The organism is Streptomyces sp. NPDC048057 (assembly GCF_040653095.1).
Classification (GTDB): domain Bacteria; phylum Actinomycetota; class Actinomycetes; order Streptomycetales; family Streptomycetaceae; genus Streptomyces.
The window spans coordinates 105,437-122,102 of record NZ_JBEZNF010000021.1 but is presented as its reverse complement, the minus strand read 5'-3'; the positions used below and the strand labels follow the sequence as shown (position 1 = coordinate 122,102).

Here is a 16,666-nt window from a genome sequence, read left to right as displayed (position 1 = left end):
CGGGGAGGATCACCTCCATGACCGCCATCGAGCACGGGGCCGCCGCCGAGCCGGACCCCGTCGACCGGAGCCGGACCGTGGCCGTGGTGGGCGCCGGCACCATGGGCCAGGGCATAGCCCAGGTGGCCCTCGCCGCGGGTCATCCCGTACTCCTCTTCGACGCCGTCGAAGGCAGGGCCGCCGAAGCCGTCACCGCCGTAGCCGCCCGTCTGGACCGGCTCGTCGAGAAGGGCCGCACCTCCGCCGGCGAGCGCGACGCCGCCCGCGCCCGGCTCCGCCCGGTCGACGACCTCTCCCACCTCGCGGACGCGGCCCTCGTCGTCGAAGCCGTCGTCGAGCGCCTTTCCGTCAAGCAGGAGCTGTTCACGGCGCTGGAGCAGGTCGTGGCGGAGGACTGCCTGCTCGCGACGAACACCTCCTCCCTCTCCGTCACCGCCGTCGCCGGCCCCCTCCGGCACCCCGGCCGACTCGTCGGACTGCACTTCTTCAACCCCGCCCCCCTGCTTCCGCTGGTCGAGGTCGTCAGCGGCTTCGCCACCCAGGAGGAGTGCGCGGCGCGCGCCTGGGCGACGGCCGCGGCCTGGGGCAAGACCCCGGTGCACTGCGCGGACACCCCCGGCTTCGTCGTCAACCGGGTCGCCCGGCCCTTCTACGCGGAGGCGTTCGCCCTCCACGAGGAGCGGGCGGCCGACCCGGCGACGATCGACGCGGTGCTGCGCGAGTGCGGCGGCTTCCCCATGGGCCCGTTCGAGCTGACCGACCTGATCGGGCAGGACGTGAACGAGGCCGTCACCCGCTCCGTGTGGGAGTCCTTCTTCCACAGCCCGAAGTTCACGCCCTCCCTGGCGCAGCGGCGGCTGGTGGAGGCGGGGCTGCTGGGCCGCAAGTCGGGCCGCGGCTGGTACGACCACGCCCCGGGCGCCGAGCAGCCGCAGCCGCACACCGCACCGCCCGCGGACCCGCCCCCGTACGTCGTCGTGCACGGCGCCGACGGGCTCACGGCCGAACTCCTGGAGCTGGTCGCGGACGCCGGGATCCCCGTGCGGCAGCCGGACGGCCCACGGGCCGGTGGCGGCCTGGAACTGCCCGGCGGCGGCCGGCTGGCGCCTGTCGACGGGTCCTTCGCCGGGGCCGGGCGCGCCGACGTCGTCCACTTCGACCTCGCGCGCGACTACCGGAGCGCCACCCGGATCGCGCTCGCGCCCTCCGCTGCGGCCCGCGAGGGCACCCTCCGGGAGGCGATCGGGCTCTTCCAGGCGATCGGCAAGAAGGTCAGCGTGATCGACGACGCACCGGGCATGATCGTGGCCCGCACGGTCGCAATGCTGATCGACGTCGCGGCCGACGCGGTCGCCCGGGGAGTGGCCACCGAGGACGACGTGGACACCGCGATGAGGCTCGGGGTCAACCACCCCCTGGGGCCCTTCGAATGGGACCGGCGGCTGCCCGGGACGTGGGCGCACGACCTGTTGGCGAAGCTGCACTGCGCCGTCCCCACGGGGCGCTACGCGCCGGGTCCGGCGCTCGGCCGACGTACTTTCGATGGTGTCGACGGTGAGGGAGCCGACGCATGACCACCGCCAAGCGTGACACGTACACGCCGGAGACACTGCTCTCCGTCGCCGTGCGGATCTTCAACGAGCGCGGCTACGACGGCACCTCCATGGAGCACCTGTCGAAGGCCGCCGGCATCTCCAAGTCGTCGATCTACCACCACGTGGCCGGCAAGGAGGAGCTGCTGCGCCGGGCCGTGAGCCGGGCGCTGGACGGGCTCTTCGGCATCCTCGACGAGCCGGGGGCCCAGCGCGGCCGGGCGATCGAACGCGTCGAGTACGTGGTGCGGCGCACCGTGCAGGTGCTGGTGGACGACCTGCCCTATGTGACGCTGCTGCTGCGCGTGCGGGGCAACACCAAGACCGAGCGGTGGGCGATGGAGCGCCGCAGGGAGTTCGACCAGCGGGTCGTGGACCTGCTGAAGGCGGCGGCGGCCGACGGCGACCTGCGCGCGGACGTGGACACCCGGCTGGCCACCAGGCTGCTGTTCGGCATGGTGAACTCCCTGGTGGAGTGGTACCGCCCGCACCCCGGCAGCGGGTACGAGGGCGACCAGGTGGCCGAGACGGTCGTACGGATCGCTTTCGACGGGCTGCGGAAGGACGCCGGCCCGGCCTGAAGCCGCGACCCGGACCGGGGCCCTCCGCGTCAGTCGGGGGCGTCCGTCGGCTCGGCGTCCTCCGCGTCGGCGCTCCCGTCGAGGTCGGTCTCCTCGAAGACCAGCAGGGTGCGCGTGGACAGCACCTCCGGGATGGACTGGAGCCTGGTGAGGACCAGCTCGCGCAGGCTGCGGTTGTCCGGTGCGTGCACCAGCAGCAGGACGTCGAAGTCGCCGCTGACCAGCGCGATGTGGGCGGCGCCCGGCAGCGCCTTGAGCTGCTCGCGCACGGTTCGCCAGGAGTTCTGGACGATCTTGAGCGTGATGTAGGCGGACGCGCCCTGCCCTGCGCGCTCGTGGTCGACGCGCGCACTGAAACCGCGGATCACGCCGTCCTCGACGAGCCGGTTGATCCGGGAGTACGCATTGGCGCGCGAGACGTGGATCCGCTCGGCCACCGACCGTATCGACGCCCGTCCGTCGGCCCGCAGGATCCGCAGGATGTCCTGGTCAATGGGGTCGAGCGGGCGGGGCGGCAGTGGCGCGCCGAGACCCCTCTTGTCGGCACCGTCGGCCATTTGTTCAGCTGACATGTCCCCCTGCCTTCCCGGTGTGGACGACCTGTGCACATCACAAGTTGTGGAGAACCGTTTGTCCACAGGCTGAGGCCGCCTGTAGCCAAAATGCGCCGACGACCGAACAATCGGTAGGTGAGGCGGACCACAAGCCGGCCGCTTCCTTCGTCGCTCCCACGAGGAGGTGTTCGCGTTGCGCAAGAGCAGCAGCATGACCGTGCAGGAGCTGCCCGACTCCCCCGCCTACCGGCCCACCCCGCCCCCGGCCTGGAAGCCGCAAACCGACCCCGCGCCCCTGCTCCCCGACCCCGAGCCCTTCCGGGTGCTCGGCACGGACGCTGCGGCCGACGCCGATCCCGAGCTGCTGCTGACGCTGTACGCACAGCTCGTCCGCGGCCGGCGGTACAACGTCCAGGCGACCGCCCTCACCAAGCAGGGCCGCCTCGCCGTCTACCCGTCCAGCACCGGCCAGGAGGCGTGCGAGGTCGCCGCCGCCCTGGTGCTGGAGGAGCAGGACTGGCTCTTCCCCAGCTATCGGGACACCCTCGCCGCCGTGACCCGCGGACTGGACCCCGCGCAGGCCCTCACCCTCCTGCGCGGCGACTGGCACACCGGTTACGACCCGTACGAGCACCGCATCGCCCCCCTGTGCACCCCCCTCGCCACCCAACTGCCGCACGCGGTGGGCCTGGCGCACGCGGCCCGCCTCAAGGGCGACGACGTGGTGGCCCTCGCCATGGTCGGCGACGGGGGCACCAGCGAGGGCGACTTCCACGAAGCGCTGAACTTCGCCGCGGTCTGGCGCGCCCCCGTCGTCTTCCTCGTGCAGAACAACGGCTTCGCCATCTCCGTGCCGCTCGCCAAGCAGACCGCCGCCCCCTCCCTGGCCCACAAGGCCGTGGGGTACGGCATGCCCGGCCGCCTCGTCGACGGCAACGACGCGCCCGCGGTGCACCAGGTCCTCGCCCGGGCCGTGGCGCGCGCCCGCGCCGGCGAAGGGCCGACCCTGATCGAGGCGGTGACCTACCGCGTCGAAGCCCATACGAACGCGGACGACGCGACGCGCTACCGCACCGCCGACGAGATCGACCCCTGGCGGGCCCACGACCCGATCCTGCTGATGGAGCGGGCGCTGACCGACCGCGGCCTGCTGGACGACGAGCGCCGGCGGGCCGTGGCCGACGGGGCCGAGGAGATGGCGGCCCGGCTGCGGCAGGAGATGAACGCCGATCCGGTGCTGGATCCGGCGGACCTGTTCGCCGACGTCTTCGCCGAGCGCACCGGCCAACTGCGGGAGCAGGAGGCCCGGCTGCGCGCCGAGCTGGCGGCCGAGGCGGACGGAGGGAGCGCGCGATGACGACGGCGACCACCCCCACCGAGCGGGCGTCCGCGGTGAAGCCGGCCACCATGGCGCAGGCCCTCCAGCGCGCCATGCGGGACGCCATGGCCGAGGACCCCGCGGTGCACGTGCTCGGCGAGGACGTCGGCACCCTCGGCGGCGTCTTCCGCGTCACCGACGGGCTCGCCGCGGAGTTCGGCGACGACCGCTGCACGGACACCCCGCTCGCCGAGGCCGGCATCCTCGGCACGGCCGTGGGCATGGCGATGTACGGGCTGCGGCCCGTGGTCGAGATGCAGTTCGACGCCTTCGCCTACCCAGCGTTCGAGCAGCTGGTCAGCCACGTCGCCCGGATGCGCAACCGCACGCGCGGGGCGATGCCGCTGCCCATCACGGTCCGCGTGCCGTACGGCGGCGGCATCGGCGGCGTCGAGCACCACAGCGACTCCTCCGAGGCGTACTACATGGCCACGCCCGGGCTGCACGTCGTCACCCCCGCCACCGTCGAGGACGCGTACGGGCTGCTCAGGGCGTCCATCGCGTCGGACGACCCGGTGGTCTTCCTGGAGCCGAAGCGGCTGTACTGGTCGAAGTCCGCGTGGTCGCCGCAGGCGCCGGCCGCGGTCGAGCCGCTGGGCCGGGCCGTGGTCCGCCGCCCGGGGCGCGGCGCCAGCCTGATCACCTACGGGCCGTCGGTCCCGGTGTGCCTGGAGGCGGCGGAAGCCGCGGTCGAGGAGGGCTGGGACCTGGAGGTGGTCGACCTGCGCACCCTGGTGCCGTTCGACGACGAGACGGTTTGTGCGTCCGTACGGCGCACGGGGCGCGCGGTCGTCGTCCACGAGTCCACGGGCTTCGGCGGCCCGGGCGGGGAGATCGCGGCGCGGGTGACCGAGCGCTGCTTCCACCACCTGGAGGCGCCGGTGCTGCGGGTGGCCGGTTTCGACATTCCGTATCCGCCGCCCATGCTGGAGCGGCACCATCTGCCCGGAGTGGACCGGGTGCTGGACGCGGTGGCGCGGTTGCAGTGGGAGGCGGAGAGCTGACATGGCCCAGGTGCTGGAATTCAGGCTGCCCGATCTAGGGGAGGGGCTGACGGAGGCGGAGATCGTGCGCTGGCTGGTCTCCGTGGGCGACGTGGTCGCCATCGACCAGCCCGTGGTCGAGGTGGAGACGGCCAAGGCGATGGTGGAGGTGCCCTGTCCGTACGGGGGCGTGGTGACCGCGCGCTTCGGCGAGGAGGGCACGGAACTGCCCGTGGGAGCACCGCTGCTGACGGTCGCGGTGGGCGCGGCGTCCGAGGGCCTGGTCGGTACGGCAGCGGACAGCCAGGACAGCCCTCAGCCGGCTGAAGGCGCCGAGGAGTCCCCGGGCGGGGCCGGGAAGCCGGTCGCGAAGCCGGCCGCGGAGTCGTCGTCCGGCAATGTGCTCGTCGGGTACGGCACGGGGGCGCCCGTGGCCCGGCGCCGTAGGGTCAAGCCCGACCCCGTGGCCGTGTCGGCTGCCTCGTCCGTGCCGGCCGCGTCCTCTCCGGCTCCCGCGGTCGCGACGGAACCCGCGCAGACGGGTCCGGTGCCGGTGATATCCCCCCTGGTGCGGCGGTTGGCCCGGGAGAACGGGCTCGACCTCCAGCGGATGACCGGCTCCGGCCCGGACGGGCTGATCACGCGCTCCGACGTGGAGCACGCGGTGCAGGCCGCGGCCGTCGAAGCCCGGCCCGCGCCGACGGTCGCCGCCGGGCCGGTCGGAGAGCGCGTGCCGCTGCGCGGGGTGCGCGGCGCCGTGGCCGACAAGCTGTCCCGCAGCCGTACGGAGATCCCCGACGCCACCTGCTGGGTCGACGCGGACGCGACGGAGCTGATGGCCGCGCGGGCCGCGATGAACGCCGCGGGCGGCCCGAAGGTCTCCCTGATAGCCCTGCTCGCCCGGATCTGCACGGCCGCGCTCGCCCGTCACCCCGAGCTGAACTCCAGGGTCGACACAGCCGCCCGGGAGGTCGTGCGGCTCCCCTCGGTGCACCTCGGCTTCGCGGCGCAGACGGAGCGCGGGCTGGTCGTGCCGGTCATACGCGACGCCCACGCCCGGTCGGTCGAGTCGCTGACCGAGGAGTTCGCCCGGCTGACGGACGCGGCGCGGCGCTCGGCGCTGACGCCGGCCGAGCTGACGGGCGGCACCTTCACCCTGAACAACTACGGGGTGTTCGGCGTCGACGGATCCACCCCGATCATCAACCACCCGGAGGCGGCCATGCTCGGGGTCGGCCGCATCGTCCCCAAGCCGTGGGTGCACCAGGGCGAGTTGGCCGTCCGTCAGGTCGTGCAGCTCTCCCTCACCTTCGACCACCGGGTCTGCGACGGCGGCACGGCCGGCGGTTTCCTGCGCTACGTCGCCGACTGCGTGGAGAACCCCGCGGTGCTGCTGCGCACGGTGTGACGGCTGCCGCGCGCGCTTTGCGACGGCGGCCGGGAGCCGGGACGGGCCTGCGGACCATACTCAAGGCATGACCGCAGGCATGACCGCGCCCCCCGGCGATCCCGCGCCGCCCTCCGCCACCGGCCATGACGCCGTCGTCCTGGCCGGCGGTGGTGCGCGCCGGCTCGGCGGTGCGGACAAGCCCGCGCTGAGCGTGGGCGGGCGCCCGCTGCTCGACCGGGTGCTCGGCGCCTGCCGGGACGCCGTCCGCACCGTGGTCGTCGGCGGACGGCGGCCCACGGGGCGCCCCGTGCTCTGGGCGCGGGAGGACCCGCCGGGCGGCGGCCCGCTCGCCGCCCTCGACGCCGGGATGCGCCAGCTCGCACACGCGCCCGGGTCCGAACCGGACGTCGTGCTGGTGCTCTCCGCCGATCTGCCGTTCCTCAGCGGGGCGACCGTACGGCGTCTGGTGGCCGCCCTCGACCGGAGCGGGCGCGAGGGCGTGCTGCTGGTCGACGCCGACGGACGGGACCAGCCGCTCGTCGCCGCGTACCGGCCGGAGCCGCTGCGCCGTGAGCTGGCCCTGCTCGCCACCGAGTACGGCACACTGGCCGGGCTGCCGCTTCGGCTGCTCACCCACGAGTTGGACCTGGCGCGGACCGAAGCCGACCCGCTGGCGTCCTTCGACTGCGACACCTGGGCGGACATCACCGCCGCCAGGGCCCTGATCAGGGAGCATGGCAACGTGCTGGATGAATGGATCACCGCAGTCAAGGACGACCTCGGCATCGAACTCGACGTCGACGCCAAGGCCCTGCTCGACCTGGCGCGGGACGCCGCACACGGCGTCGCCCGCCCCGCAGCCCCCCTCACCACCTTCCTGGTCGGATACGCGGCGGCGTCGGCGGGTGGGGGCGGTCCCGAGGCGGTGGCGGAAGCCACCCGCAAGGCCACCGCGCTCGCCCTGCGCTGGGCGGCGGAGGCCGAAGGAGCCGCCGAAGCCGAACGGGCCGCCGGGGACCAGCAGTCGCCGCAGGGCCCGGGGGCCGGCGGCAGCACCCGGGCCGACGAAGGATGAGCGCGTCCGGCGGGGAGGGCACGAAGCACGGGCGGGGACCGCGCACGGAGCCCGACGGCATTGACGACGGCGTCGAGGACGTCCTTGCACTGGTCGGGCGGCAGGCGCGCCAGCCGCAGCCGGCCCCTCAGGACCCCGAGCGGGGCGAGCGACCGGACCGGGCCGAGGCCGGGAGGCCGTCCCGCCGTTCGGCGATGCCCTGGCCGCAGGCGCGACGGCTCGCCGGGCGCACCGGCAGACAGGCCGGAGCCCGCCGTACGACCGGCTCGACCGCCACGGGAACCACCGGTGGCGGTGAGGTCGGTGGGGTGCGCCGGGTGCCGTTGGAGCAGGCCGTCGGACTGGTGCTGGCCGAAGAACTGACGGCGCTCTGCGATCTGCCGTCCTTCGACACCTCCGCCATGGACGGCTGGGCCGTCGCCGGGCCCGGCCCCTGGACTGTCGACCGGGAGACCCCCGTCCTCGCCGGACTCGGTGATGCCCCCGCGCTCCCCGACGGCGCGGCCGTCCGGATCGCCACCGGCGCCCGCATCCCGCCCGAGACCACCGCCGTGCTCCGCAGCGAGCACGCCCGGACGAACCCCGACCAGCGCCAGCTCTCCGCCGATCGACGCGTCGTCCCCGGGCAGGACATCAGGCCGCGCGGCCAGGAGTGCCGTTCCGGCGACCGGCTGCTGCCCGTGGGGACCGTGGTGACGCCCGCCGTGCTGGGGCTCGCCGCGGCGGCCGGCTACGACGAGGTGGCCGTGGTCACCCGCCCCCGCGTCGAGGTGCTGGTCCTCGGCGATGAACTCCTCGGCGAAGGACTGCCGCACGATGGGCTGATCCGGGACGCCCTCGGGCCGATGCTCGCACCGTGGCTCCGGCTCCTCGGGGCCGAGGTCATCGCCACCCGCCGGCTGGGAGACGACGCCGAGGCGCTGCACCGCGCCGTGACCGGCACCGAGGCGGATCTGCTGCTCACCACGGGCGGCACCGCCGCCGGCCCGGTCGACCACGTCCACCGGGTGTTGGCGCGGGCCGGCGCCGAACTGCTGGTGGACTCCGTCGCCGTACGCCCGGGGCATCCGATGCTCCTCGCAGAGCTAGCGCGCAAGGACGGCACCCGCCATCTGGTGGGGCTGCCGGGCAACCCCCTCGCGGCGGTCTCCGGGCTGCTCACGCTCGCCGGGCCGGTGCTCCGCGGGCTCGCCGGTCTGCCGGACCCCACCCCGTACACCGCACCCGTACAGGACGAGGTCCCCGGCCACCCCCACGACACCCGCCTCGTGCCGATCGTGCACCACGACGCGTTCCTGGTGCCGCTGCGGTTCAACGGGCCGGCGATGCTCCGTGGGGTGGCGGCGGCCGACGGGCTGGCGGTCGTACCCCCGGGCGGTGCCCGGCCGGGGGACGAGTTGGAGGTGCTGGACCTGCCGTGGAGCCCTTGCTGAGCGCTCGTGTTTCACGTGAAACACGCTCAGTGACCAAGCCCGGTGCCCAAGCTCAGTGCGGCCGGCCTCAGTGCGACCGCATGCCGTCGCGGCCGGGCTCAGTACGTGGTCTGCTCCCGGCTGATGGCGATCAGTCGATCGCCGAACTGGAGGGTGGCGACCTCCGGGTCCGCGTAATCCATCATCTTCTTGCGCCGGACGACGGCGACGACGAGGTCCACGCACTCGCGCGGCGACTTGCCGACCTCGTCCTTGCCGACGGACCGTTCCGCGAGGCTCAGTCCGGTGCCGTGGCTCATCAGGTCCTCCAGCGTGTCCGCGACGTGCGGGCTGGCGGTGGAGACGCCGAGCAGCCGGCCGGCCGAGCTGGAGCTGGTGACCACGGTGTCCGCGCCGCTCTGCTTCAGCAGCGGGACGTTCTCGTCCTCCCGCACCGCGACGACGATGGTGGCGCGGCGGTTGAGCTGACGTGCGGTGAGCGTGACCAGGGTCGCGGTGTCGTCCCGCTGCGGGGCGATGATGACCCGGGCGGCCGACTGGAGTTCGGCCTTGAGGAGCGTACGGGAGCGGGTGGCGTCGCCCTGGACGGCGACCAGGCCGTCCGTGCTCGCCGCGTCGACCGACTTCTGCTGCGGGTCGACCACGACGATCTTCTCCTTGGGGACGCCCTGGCCGACCAGGGTCTTGATGGCGTGCCGCCCCTTGGTGCCGTAGCCCACGACCACCACGTGGTCCTGCATCCGGGCCCGCCAGCGGTGCACCCGGACCTGCTGGCGGGTGCGTTCGGTGAGGACTTCCAGGGTGGTGCCGACCAGGATGATCAGGAACACCACGCGCAACGGCGTGATGATGAAGATGTTCGTCAGCCGGGCCGCGTCGCTGACCGGGGCGATGTCGCCGTAACCCGTGGTCGAGAGGGTGACCGTGGTGTAGTACGCGGCGTCCAGGAAGTCGACCTTGCCGTCCGCGTTGTCCGTGTAGCCGTCGCGGTCGACCCACACGAGCAGGGTGGTGACGGCCAGCACGAGCAGGGCCATCGCGAGGCGGCGCAGCACCTGCTGGAGCGGGGGTACGACCGACTGCGCCGGCATGGTGATGGAGCGGCCGGCTTCGGCGTCGTCCCTGGCTTCCTTGCGGGAGCGGGCCCAGACGGAGCGGAGGATCGAGAACTTTCCCGCCGTGGGGCGGGGATGGTCGTCGTCCTTCATCGGGTCTCTCCTGTGGCGTTGGCCTCGTCGCGGGACATGGGTGACCATGGTCGCGGATCTCTCCGGGTAAGTCTCGCCGGATCCGACTGTTGGAGGCATGGCTTGCGCGACCACACGATCATCGTCGGTTTCGGCACGAAGGGCCGTTCCGCGATCCACACGCTGACGGCGACCGGGCTGCGGAAGGAGCAGATCGTCGTCATCGACCCCAGCGGCAAGGTCATCGACGCGGCCGGCGCCGAGGGGTACGCCGGGGTGGTCGGCGACGCGACGCGCAGCGGCGTGCTGATGCGGGCCGAGGTGCAGAAGGCACGGCAGATCGTGATCGCGACCCAGCGCGACGACACGGCGGTGCTGGTCACCCTGACGGCGCGCCAGCTCAACCCGGAGGCGAAGATCGTCGCGGCCGTGCGGGAGGAGGAGAACGCCCCCCTGCTGCGCCAGTCCGGCGCGGACGCGGTGATCACCAGCGCGGGCGCGGCGGGCCGGCTGCTCGGCCTGTCGGTCCTCAGCCCCAGTGCGGGCGCGGTGATGGAGGACCTGATCCAGCAGGGCAGCGGCCTCGACCTGGTGGAACGCCCGGTGATAAAGGCCGAGGTGGGGCGGAACGTCCGGGACACCGACGATCTGGTGGTGAGTGTGCTGAGGGGGCACCGGCTGATCGGGTACGACGATCCGGCGGCGAGCCCGTTGCAGCTGACGGACCGCGTGATCACGATCGTCCGGGCGAACGAGACCGGCTCCGACGACGGGTGACGACGCACCCGACGCCCCCCTGACGTCGCCCGCAGGCCCCCGCCGGCGGAGGTCGGTCGAACACGGGGTCCGCTGCGGTCGACCGGCGCTCGATACGTTGAGGTCATGAAGGCAATCACGATCCCGCAGCCGGGTGGGCCGGACGTGCTCACCTGGACCACCGTGCCGGACCCGGAGCCGGGGCCGGGTGAGGTCCTCGTCGACGTCGCGGCGAGCGCCGTGAACCGGGCCGACCTGCTCCAGCGACAGGGCCACTACGACCCGCCGCCCGGCGCCAGCCAGTACCCGGGCCTGGAGTGCTCAGGGCGCGTCGCGGCGCTGGGTCCCGGAGTCTCCGGCTGGGAGGTGGGCAGCCCGGTGTGCGCCCTGCTGGCCGGCGGCGGTTACGCGGAACGGGTGGTCGTGCCCACGGGACAGCTCCTGCCCGTGCCGGAGGGCGTGTCGCTGCGGGACGCCGCCGCGCTGCCGGAGGTCACGGCGACCGTTTGGTCCAACCTGTTCATGATTTCCCACCTGCGCCCCGGTGAGACGGTGCTGATCCACGGCGGGGCGAGCGGGATCGGGACGATGGCGATCCAGCTGGCGAAGGCCGTCGGGGCGAAGGTCGCCGTCACGGCCGGCAGTCCGCAGAAGCTGGCGCGCTGCGCGGAGTTGGGTGCGGACGTCCTGATCGACTACCGGCAACAGGACTTCGTGGAGGAACTGCGGAAGGCGACGGACGGGGACGGAGCCGACGTGATCCTCGACATCGTCGGCGCCAAGTACCTGGACCGCAACGTGCGGGCGCTCGCGGTCAACGGACGGCTGTCCGTGATCGGGCTCCAGGGCGGCGTCAAGGGCGAGTTGAACCTCGCCACGCTGCTGGGGAAGCGGGCGGCCGTGACGGCGACGTCGCTGCGGGGCCGTCCGCTGGCCGAGAAGACGGCGATCGTGGCGGCGGTGCGGGAGCACGTGTGGCCCCTGGTCGAAGCGGGCCGGGTCCGTCCGGTGATCGACCGGGCCTTCCCCCTCCACGACGCCGCGCTGGCCCACGGGGCCCTGGAAGCCGGCACCCCCGTGGGCAAGGTCCTCCTCACGGTGGAGTGAGGCCCCGAGCCCCGACCCACAAGAGCCCTGACCCCGAGAGCCCCGAGCGCTCAACCGAAGAAGCCGAAGAAGCCCAAGAAGCCCAAGAAGCCCAAGAAGGTCAAGAAGGTCAAGAAGGTCAAAGGAACCAAGAACGCCCCTGCGTGCCCGTCCGGTCCATCCGACGGGCCCGCAGGGGCGACAGGCGTCCTACAGGTACGGGCCGGAGCGGAGCGCGCCCCCGGCCGGCTGCTCGTCGTGGGAGGCGCCGGGAGGCAGGGCGCGGCGCATCTGCTCCAGCTGTGCGCGGGCCGCCATCTGCTGGGCGAACAGTGCGGTCTGGATGCCGTGGAACAGCCCCTCCAGCCAGCCCACCAGCTGGGCCTGCGCGATGCGCAGCTCCGCCTCCGAGGGGACCGCCTCGTCCGTGAAGGGCAAGGAGAGTCGTTCCAGCTCCTCCACCAGCTCCGGCGCGAGCCCGTCCTCCAGCTCCTTCACGGAGCTGGCGTGGATCTCCTTGAGGCGGACCCGGCTCGCCTCGTCGAGAGGAGCGGCGCGGACCTCCTCCAGCAGCTGCTTGATCATGCTGCCGATACGCATGACCTTGGCCGGCTGCTCGACCATCTCCGTCACCGGGATCTCGCGCGACTCGTCGTCCCCGCTGCCCCCGCCGAGAGCCATGCCGTCCTGCCCCACCACGAGAACGTGGGGATTCTCCTGCGAGCTTTCATTCCTCGGCATTTCCATGCCGCCATTCTCTCGCACGGCCGCGTCCCCACGCGGTGTGCCCCCGGGCGGGAGTGATCACTCCCGCCCGGGGGCACGGCCCGGGCACAAAACCGCTGGTGGTCGATGGACGGTGGCGGTGACGGCCCGGTGGTGGGACGCGTCGTCGGCCCGGTGAACCGTCGCTACCGGTCCGACGACGCGCTGTGACGACGCGGGGTCACGACGCCTCGCGGCGGGCCAGCGCACCGCGCGAGCGGGTCAGCAGGGCCGCCAGCAGCGCGGCGCCCAGCGGAACCGCGACCAGCAGCGCGCCCAGCGTCCCCCACGGCATGACCAGCGGTACGTAGGGCTCGGAACCGGGGGCGAAGCCGGAGTCGAGGGCCTGCTGGTACCACTTCTGCTCGTCGCGGCGCTCGGTGAGCAGCAGCCCGATCGCCGGCAGCACGCCCGCCGCCGATCCCAGGACCACCCCCATCGTGGACACCACCCCGCACTGGAACCCGCTGAGCGTACGGCGCACCCGCGGTGGGGCGCCCACGGCCGACAGCGTCTTCAGGTCCGCCTCGGCGTCCGCCTGGGCGAGGCCCGTGGCGATCCCCGCGGCACCGATGGTGATCAGCCCGGCGAAGACGGCCAGCGCCAGCAGGACGAGGTTGGCCTCGGACTCGTACCCCTTCTCGACGTGCAGGGTCATGTCCGTGCTGATCTTGGACAGCGCGTCGTCGACGCCCTGCTCCTCCTTGCTGTTGGGCATCCGGTCGGTGGAGAAGAACGCACCGCTCGGGACGACCTTGAAGCCGGCTGCGGTGGCGGCCGAGGCGGGCACCACCATCTTGATGCCGTAGCTGTTCACGGACTCGGGCGCCTGGTGCACGGCGAAGGACTTGATCTCGCCCGGGGGCTCCTTGCCCTCCTCCCACGCCTTCTCAGCGGCCTTCTCGTCGGTGATCACGCGGATGCCGAACTTGCCCGCGGTGTCGATGCTCTGCTTGTCGAACGACACGACCTTGCCGGACTTCAGCGCCTTCACCGCCGCCTCGTCCTTGATCCCGAGGACCGACAGAAGCTTCTCGTCGGCGATGACGATCTCGTTGCCGTAGTAGCTGTTCTTCTGCTCGCAGCGCCAGTCCTTGGCGAGCTTGCGCCGCTCGGCGACCGTGTACTTCGCCGTGACGTCCTCGTTCGGACCCAGGGAGTACAGCGGGCACTGGTTGGCCTTGGGGATGACGATCTCGTAGCGGCCGCACCCCGCCTCGCCGCCGTACTGGGTGCAGTGGTCCTTGCCGACCGCGATCCGGGACACGTCGGCCCGGACGTCCATCGGGAACCCGCTGTGCACGGCGTCGCGGATGGCGGGCACGTCCCGCGGGTTCTCCTCGTCCATGACGACGACCGTCCCGTGCGGCATCAGGGCCTCGTACTGCGCGCGCTGCTGGGCGTCGCTGCTCGCCGTGTACGTGGCGACCGCGACCGTGCCGGCGACCGCCGCGAGGACCGCGGCCACCGCCGGAGCCGTACGTCCCCGGTTGCGCACCGCGTCCCGCAGGGCGAGCCGCGGCGACAGCGGCAGGAAGCGACCGAGCCGACCGAACAGCCCGACCAGTGCCGGGGTCAGGGCGACCACGCCCAGCTCGGCGACGCCCGCACCGATGCCGACGATGGCGAAGCTGTCGAACATCAGCGAGCCCGCCAGGGCGACCGCGGTGCCGAAGGCCACCGCGATCAGACCGAGGATCGGCAGGACGCGACCCGTCTTGCGGACGCCGCGGCGCCCGGTGAGCGAGGTCAGCACGGACTGGCGGGAGGCGGTGACGGCGGGGACGAGCGCGGCCATCGTGCCCGTGAACACCGCCAGCAGCGCGATGCCCAGGAGTTCCAGCGGCCGTACGTCGAAGCTGCCGAACCGCTCCTCCATCTGGCCCTCCAGCACGGGCTGGAGCACCACGGCGAGGATCGTGCCGAGCACGGTGCCGACCACGGCCGCAGCCACACCGATCACCAGACCGCCGGCGAGCACGATGGCCCGGATGTGGCTGCGGGCGCCGCCGTTGGCACCGACGAGACCGAGCTGACGGCGCGAGCGCCGGGCGCCGACCGCGAAGGCCGGGCCGGCCAGCAGGCAGATCTCCAGCAGCGCGAGGCCGACGACGGTGGCGATGGCCGCGAGCGCGGCGGCGTCCGCACCACGGCTCGACTCGTACGACGCGTACGGGGACTTCTCGTAGTACGGGACGTCCGAGCGCGCCGGCGGGTCCAGGGCCACCTGGCGGGACTCGACCAGGACGCCCTTGGCGTTGGCCTCCTTGACCATGTTCCACGTGAAACCACCCTCGACGGAGACCAGGTGCATGGTCTCCAGGTGGCTCTTGGACAGGTCGGCCTTCTCCAGCGCCTTGTTGAGCGGGGCGAGCAGGGCGCCGGGAAGGGCGTTGACCTGGTCCGTCTTCAGCGCGCTGGGCAGCTCGTACGCACCGACGATCCGGTACTCCCGGTCGAAGTTGCGCGCCGTGAGCTTGTCGCCGACGGAGAGACCGCTCTTCTCCAGGAAGGAGGTCGTGGCGGCGACCTCCTCGGCGCGCTCGGGGAAGTGGCCCTTCTTCAGGGTCGCGATCCCCTTCGCCATCGGGTCAGCGGTCTTCAGCTCACGGATCTCCGTGTTCATCAGACCGTGCTCGGTGTTGAGCTTGGCCCGACCCATGGTGTCCGTCAGGCTCTTGGCCTTCGGGGGCAGGCCCTTGGTGACGTCGCCCTTGCCGTCCGGCCAGGGCTTGTTCTCGTAGTTCTCCGCGGTGTCGTACATGTCGCCCAAAGGCGCCTGGAGGATCGCCACGCCGCCCATGCTGGGGTCCCTGAGGACGGCATCGGCGGTGCCGAGCTGGCGCTCCATCTTCTCCGTGGTGGAGAGTTCGGCGCTGCGCAGGGTCAGGTCGGCGGCGCTCACGCCCATGATGGGCAGGGCGATCATCGCGAGGACGAGGAAGCTGCGGCCCTTGGAGCGCCAGGCGTCGCGGCGGGCGATCCGCAGGGCGGCCCGCCAGGAGTGGAGCCAGGTCTTCACAGCTCGGCCGCCTGGCCGGTGAGGAGGGAGTCGGCGTCGGAGCGCACGGTCTGGTCGACGACCGCACCGTCCCGCAGGAAGACGACCCGGTCCGCCCAGGCCGCGAAGCGCGGCTCGTGGGTGACGAGGACGCCGGCGGCACCCGCGTTGCAGCGGGCGCGCAGCAGCGCGAGCACGGACTCGCCGGTCTCGGAGTCCAGCGCGCCGGTCGGCTCGTCGGCGAGCACCAGGCGCCGGTCGCCGACCAGCGCGCGGGCTATCGCCACCCGCTGCTGCTGGCCGCCGGACATCTCGTCCGGGAACCGGTCGGCGAGGTGCTCCAGCTCCATCTCCTCCAGCGCGGCCAGGGCCTCCACCTTGGCCTTGCGGGCGGAGACGCCGTCCAGCTCCCGCGGCAGGGAGATGTTCTCCGCGGCGGTCAGCGCCGGGATGAGGTTGTAGTCCTGGAAGACGTAGCCGATGCTGCGGCGGCGCAGCGCGGCGAGCGTCTTGCGGCTGGCGGTGGTGATGTCCGTGCCCTCGACGATCACCTGGCCCGAGGTGGGCATGTCGAGGCCGCCCGCGATGGTCAGCAGCGTGGACTTGCCGGAGCCGGACGGGCCCATCACGGCGACGAGTTCACCGGGGAAGACATCGAGGTTGATGCCGCGCAGCGCGTGCACCTCGGTGGCCCCGCTGCCGTGCACCCGGGCGAGCTGCTGGAGCTGGAGCACCGGAGTCGGTGCGCCCTGGGACGCCTGTGAACCCTGTGGCTGTTGTGACTGCTGAGGGCTGGTTTGGGACATGGGTTGGGTATCCCCCTTGAGCGGACGTTTGTGAGCGGCTGGCCCGACGCGTGTTCGGCGGGAACGGGGAAGGTTCCGG

Annotated in this window: 13 protein-coding genes and 1 pseudogene; 9 read left to right on the top strand and 5 right to left on the bottom strand. The window is 72.9% G+C overall.

Translation table 11 applies throughout. From position 1 onward, the window contains the following. Positions 1-17 precede the first annotated feature (17 nt). Positions 18-1,574 (top strand): 3-hydroxyacyl-CoA dehydrogenase, encoded by a 1,557-nt coding sequence (locus tag AB0E05_RS24530; protein WP_361967036.1) that lies wholly within the window; start codon positions 18-20, stop codon positions 1,572-1,574. Next, complete coding sequence (locus tag AB0E05_RS24525) at positions 1,571-2,173, top strand: TetR/AcrR family transcriptional regulator (RefSeq protein ID WP_361967034.1); 603 nt, start codon at positions 1,571-1,573, stop codon at positions 2,171-2,173. The genes AB0E05_RS24530 and AB0E05_RS24525 overlap by 4 nt, the downstream gene beginning before the upstream one ends. A 29-nt stretch (positions 2,174-2,202) precedes the next feature. On the opposite strand, the gene AB0E05_RS24520 is transcribed toward AB0E05_RS24525, so the two are convergent. After that, positions 2,203-2,745, bottom strand: coding sequence for an Lrp/AsnC family transcriptional regulator (locus AB0E05_RS24520; protein ID WP_361967032.1), 543 nt, complete (start codon positions 2,743-2,745; stop codon positions 2,203-2,205). Positions 2,746-2,938: 193 nt separating this feature from the next. Here AB0E05_RS24520 and pdhA point away from each other — a divergent pair, with 193 nt between their 5' ends. The 5 genes from pdhA (at position 2,939) to AB0E05_RS24495 (ending at position 8,986) form a co-directional block, all read left to right on the top strand. Next, positions 2,939-4,084, top strand: a complete 1,146-nt coding sequence (pdhA, locus tag AB0E05_RS24515) for a pyruvate dehydrogenase (acetyl-transferring) E1 component subunit alpha (protein ID WP_361967030.1) — start codon at positions 2,939-2,941, stop codon at positions 4,082-4,084. Then, complete coding sequence (locus AB0E05_RS24510) at positions 4,081-5,109, top strand: alpha-ketoacid dehydrogenase subunit beta (protein ID WP_361967028.1); 1,029 nt, start codon at positions 4,081-4,083, stop codon at positions 5,107-5,109. Before pdhA ends, AB0E05_RS24510 begins: the two co-directional genes overlap by 4 nt. A gap of 1 nt (position 5,110) precedes the next feature. Next, positions 5,111-6,496 (top strand): dihydrolipoamide acetyltransferase family protein, encoded by a 1,386-nt coding sequence (locus AB0E05_RS24505; RefSeq protein WP_361967026.1) that lies wholly within the window; start codon positions 5,111-5,113, stop codon positions 6,494-6,496. Positions 6,497-6,563: 67 nt separating this feature from the next. Next, on the top strand, positions 6,564-7,553 hold the full coding sequence (locus tag AB0E05_RS24500; protein WP_361967024.1) for an NTP transferase domain-containing protein: 990 nt from the start codon (positions 6,564-6,566) through the stop codon (positions 7,551-7,553). Beyond that, positions 7,550-8,986 (top strand): molybdopterin molybdotransferase MoeA, encoded by a 1,437-nt coding sequence (locus AB0E05_RS24495; protein ID WP_361967023.1) that lies wholly within the window; start codon positions 7,550-7,552, stop codon positions 8,984-8,986. The genes AB0E05_RS24500 and AB0E05_RS24495 overlap by 4 nt, the downstream gene beginning before the upstream one ends. A 98-nt stretch (positions 8,987-9,084) precedes the next feature. On the opposite strand, the gene AB0E05_RS24490 is transcribed toward AB0E05_RS24495, so the two are convergent. Next, entirely contained in the window at positions 9,085-10,194 is a 1,110-nt protein-coding gene (locus AB0E05_RS24490) for a potassium channel family protein (RefSeq protein ID WP_361967021.1), read from the bottom strand. Between the two features lie 102 nt (positions 10,195-10,296). Between AB0E05_RS24490 and AB0E05_RS24485 the strand changes: the two are divergent. Together AB0E05_RS24485 and AB0E05_RS24480 are read left to right on the top strand one after the other, a co-directional pair. Further along, a pseudogene (locus tag AB0E05_RS24485) lies at positions 10,297-10,950 on the top strand (NAD(P)-binding protein); the annotation flags it as partial. A 105-nt stretch (positions 10,951-11,055) separates the two neighbouring features. Beyond that, positions 11,056-12,036 (top strand): NAD(P)H-quinone oxidoreductase, encoded by a 981-nt coding sequence (locus AB0E05_RS24480; RefSeq protein ID WP_361967019.1) that lies wholly within the window; start codon positions 11,056-11,058, stop codon positions 12,034-12,036. A gap of 189 nt (positions 12,037-12,225) precedes the next feature. Here AB0E05_RS24480 and AB0E05_RS24475 read toward each other — a convergent pair whose 3' ends face one another. The 3 genes from AB0E05_RS24475 to AB0E05_RS24465 form a co-directional block, all read right to left on the bottom strand. Next, entirely contained in the window at positions 12,226-12,762 is a 537-nt protein-coding gene (locus tag AB0E05_RS24475; RefSeq protein ID WP_361967017.1) for a bacterial proteasome activator family protein, read from the bottom strand. 199 nt (positions 12,763-12,961) lie between these two features. Then, positions 12,962-15,802: an ABC transporter permease gene (locus AB0E05_RS24470; protein ID WP_361967015.1), complete on the bottom strand. Its 2,841-nt coding sequence runs from the start codon at positions 15,800-15,802 to the stop codon at positions 12,962-12,964. Next, the gene (locus AB0E05_RS24465; RefSeq protein ID WP_361967139.1) at positions 15,799-16,515 is read right to left on the bottom strand and encodes an ABC transporter ATP-binding protein; all 717 of its coding nucleotides are present in this window, start codon (positions 16,513-16,515) and stop codon (positions 15,799-15,801) included. Before AB0E05_RS24465 ends, AB0E05_RS24470 begins: the two co-directional genes overlap by 4 nt. Positions 16,516-16,666 lie beyond the last annotated feature (151 nt).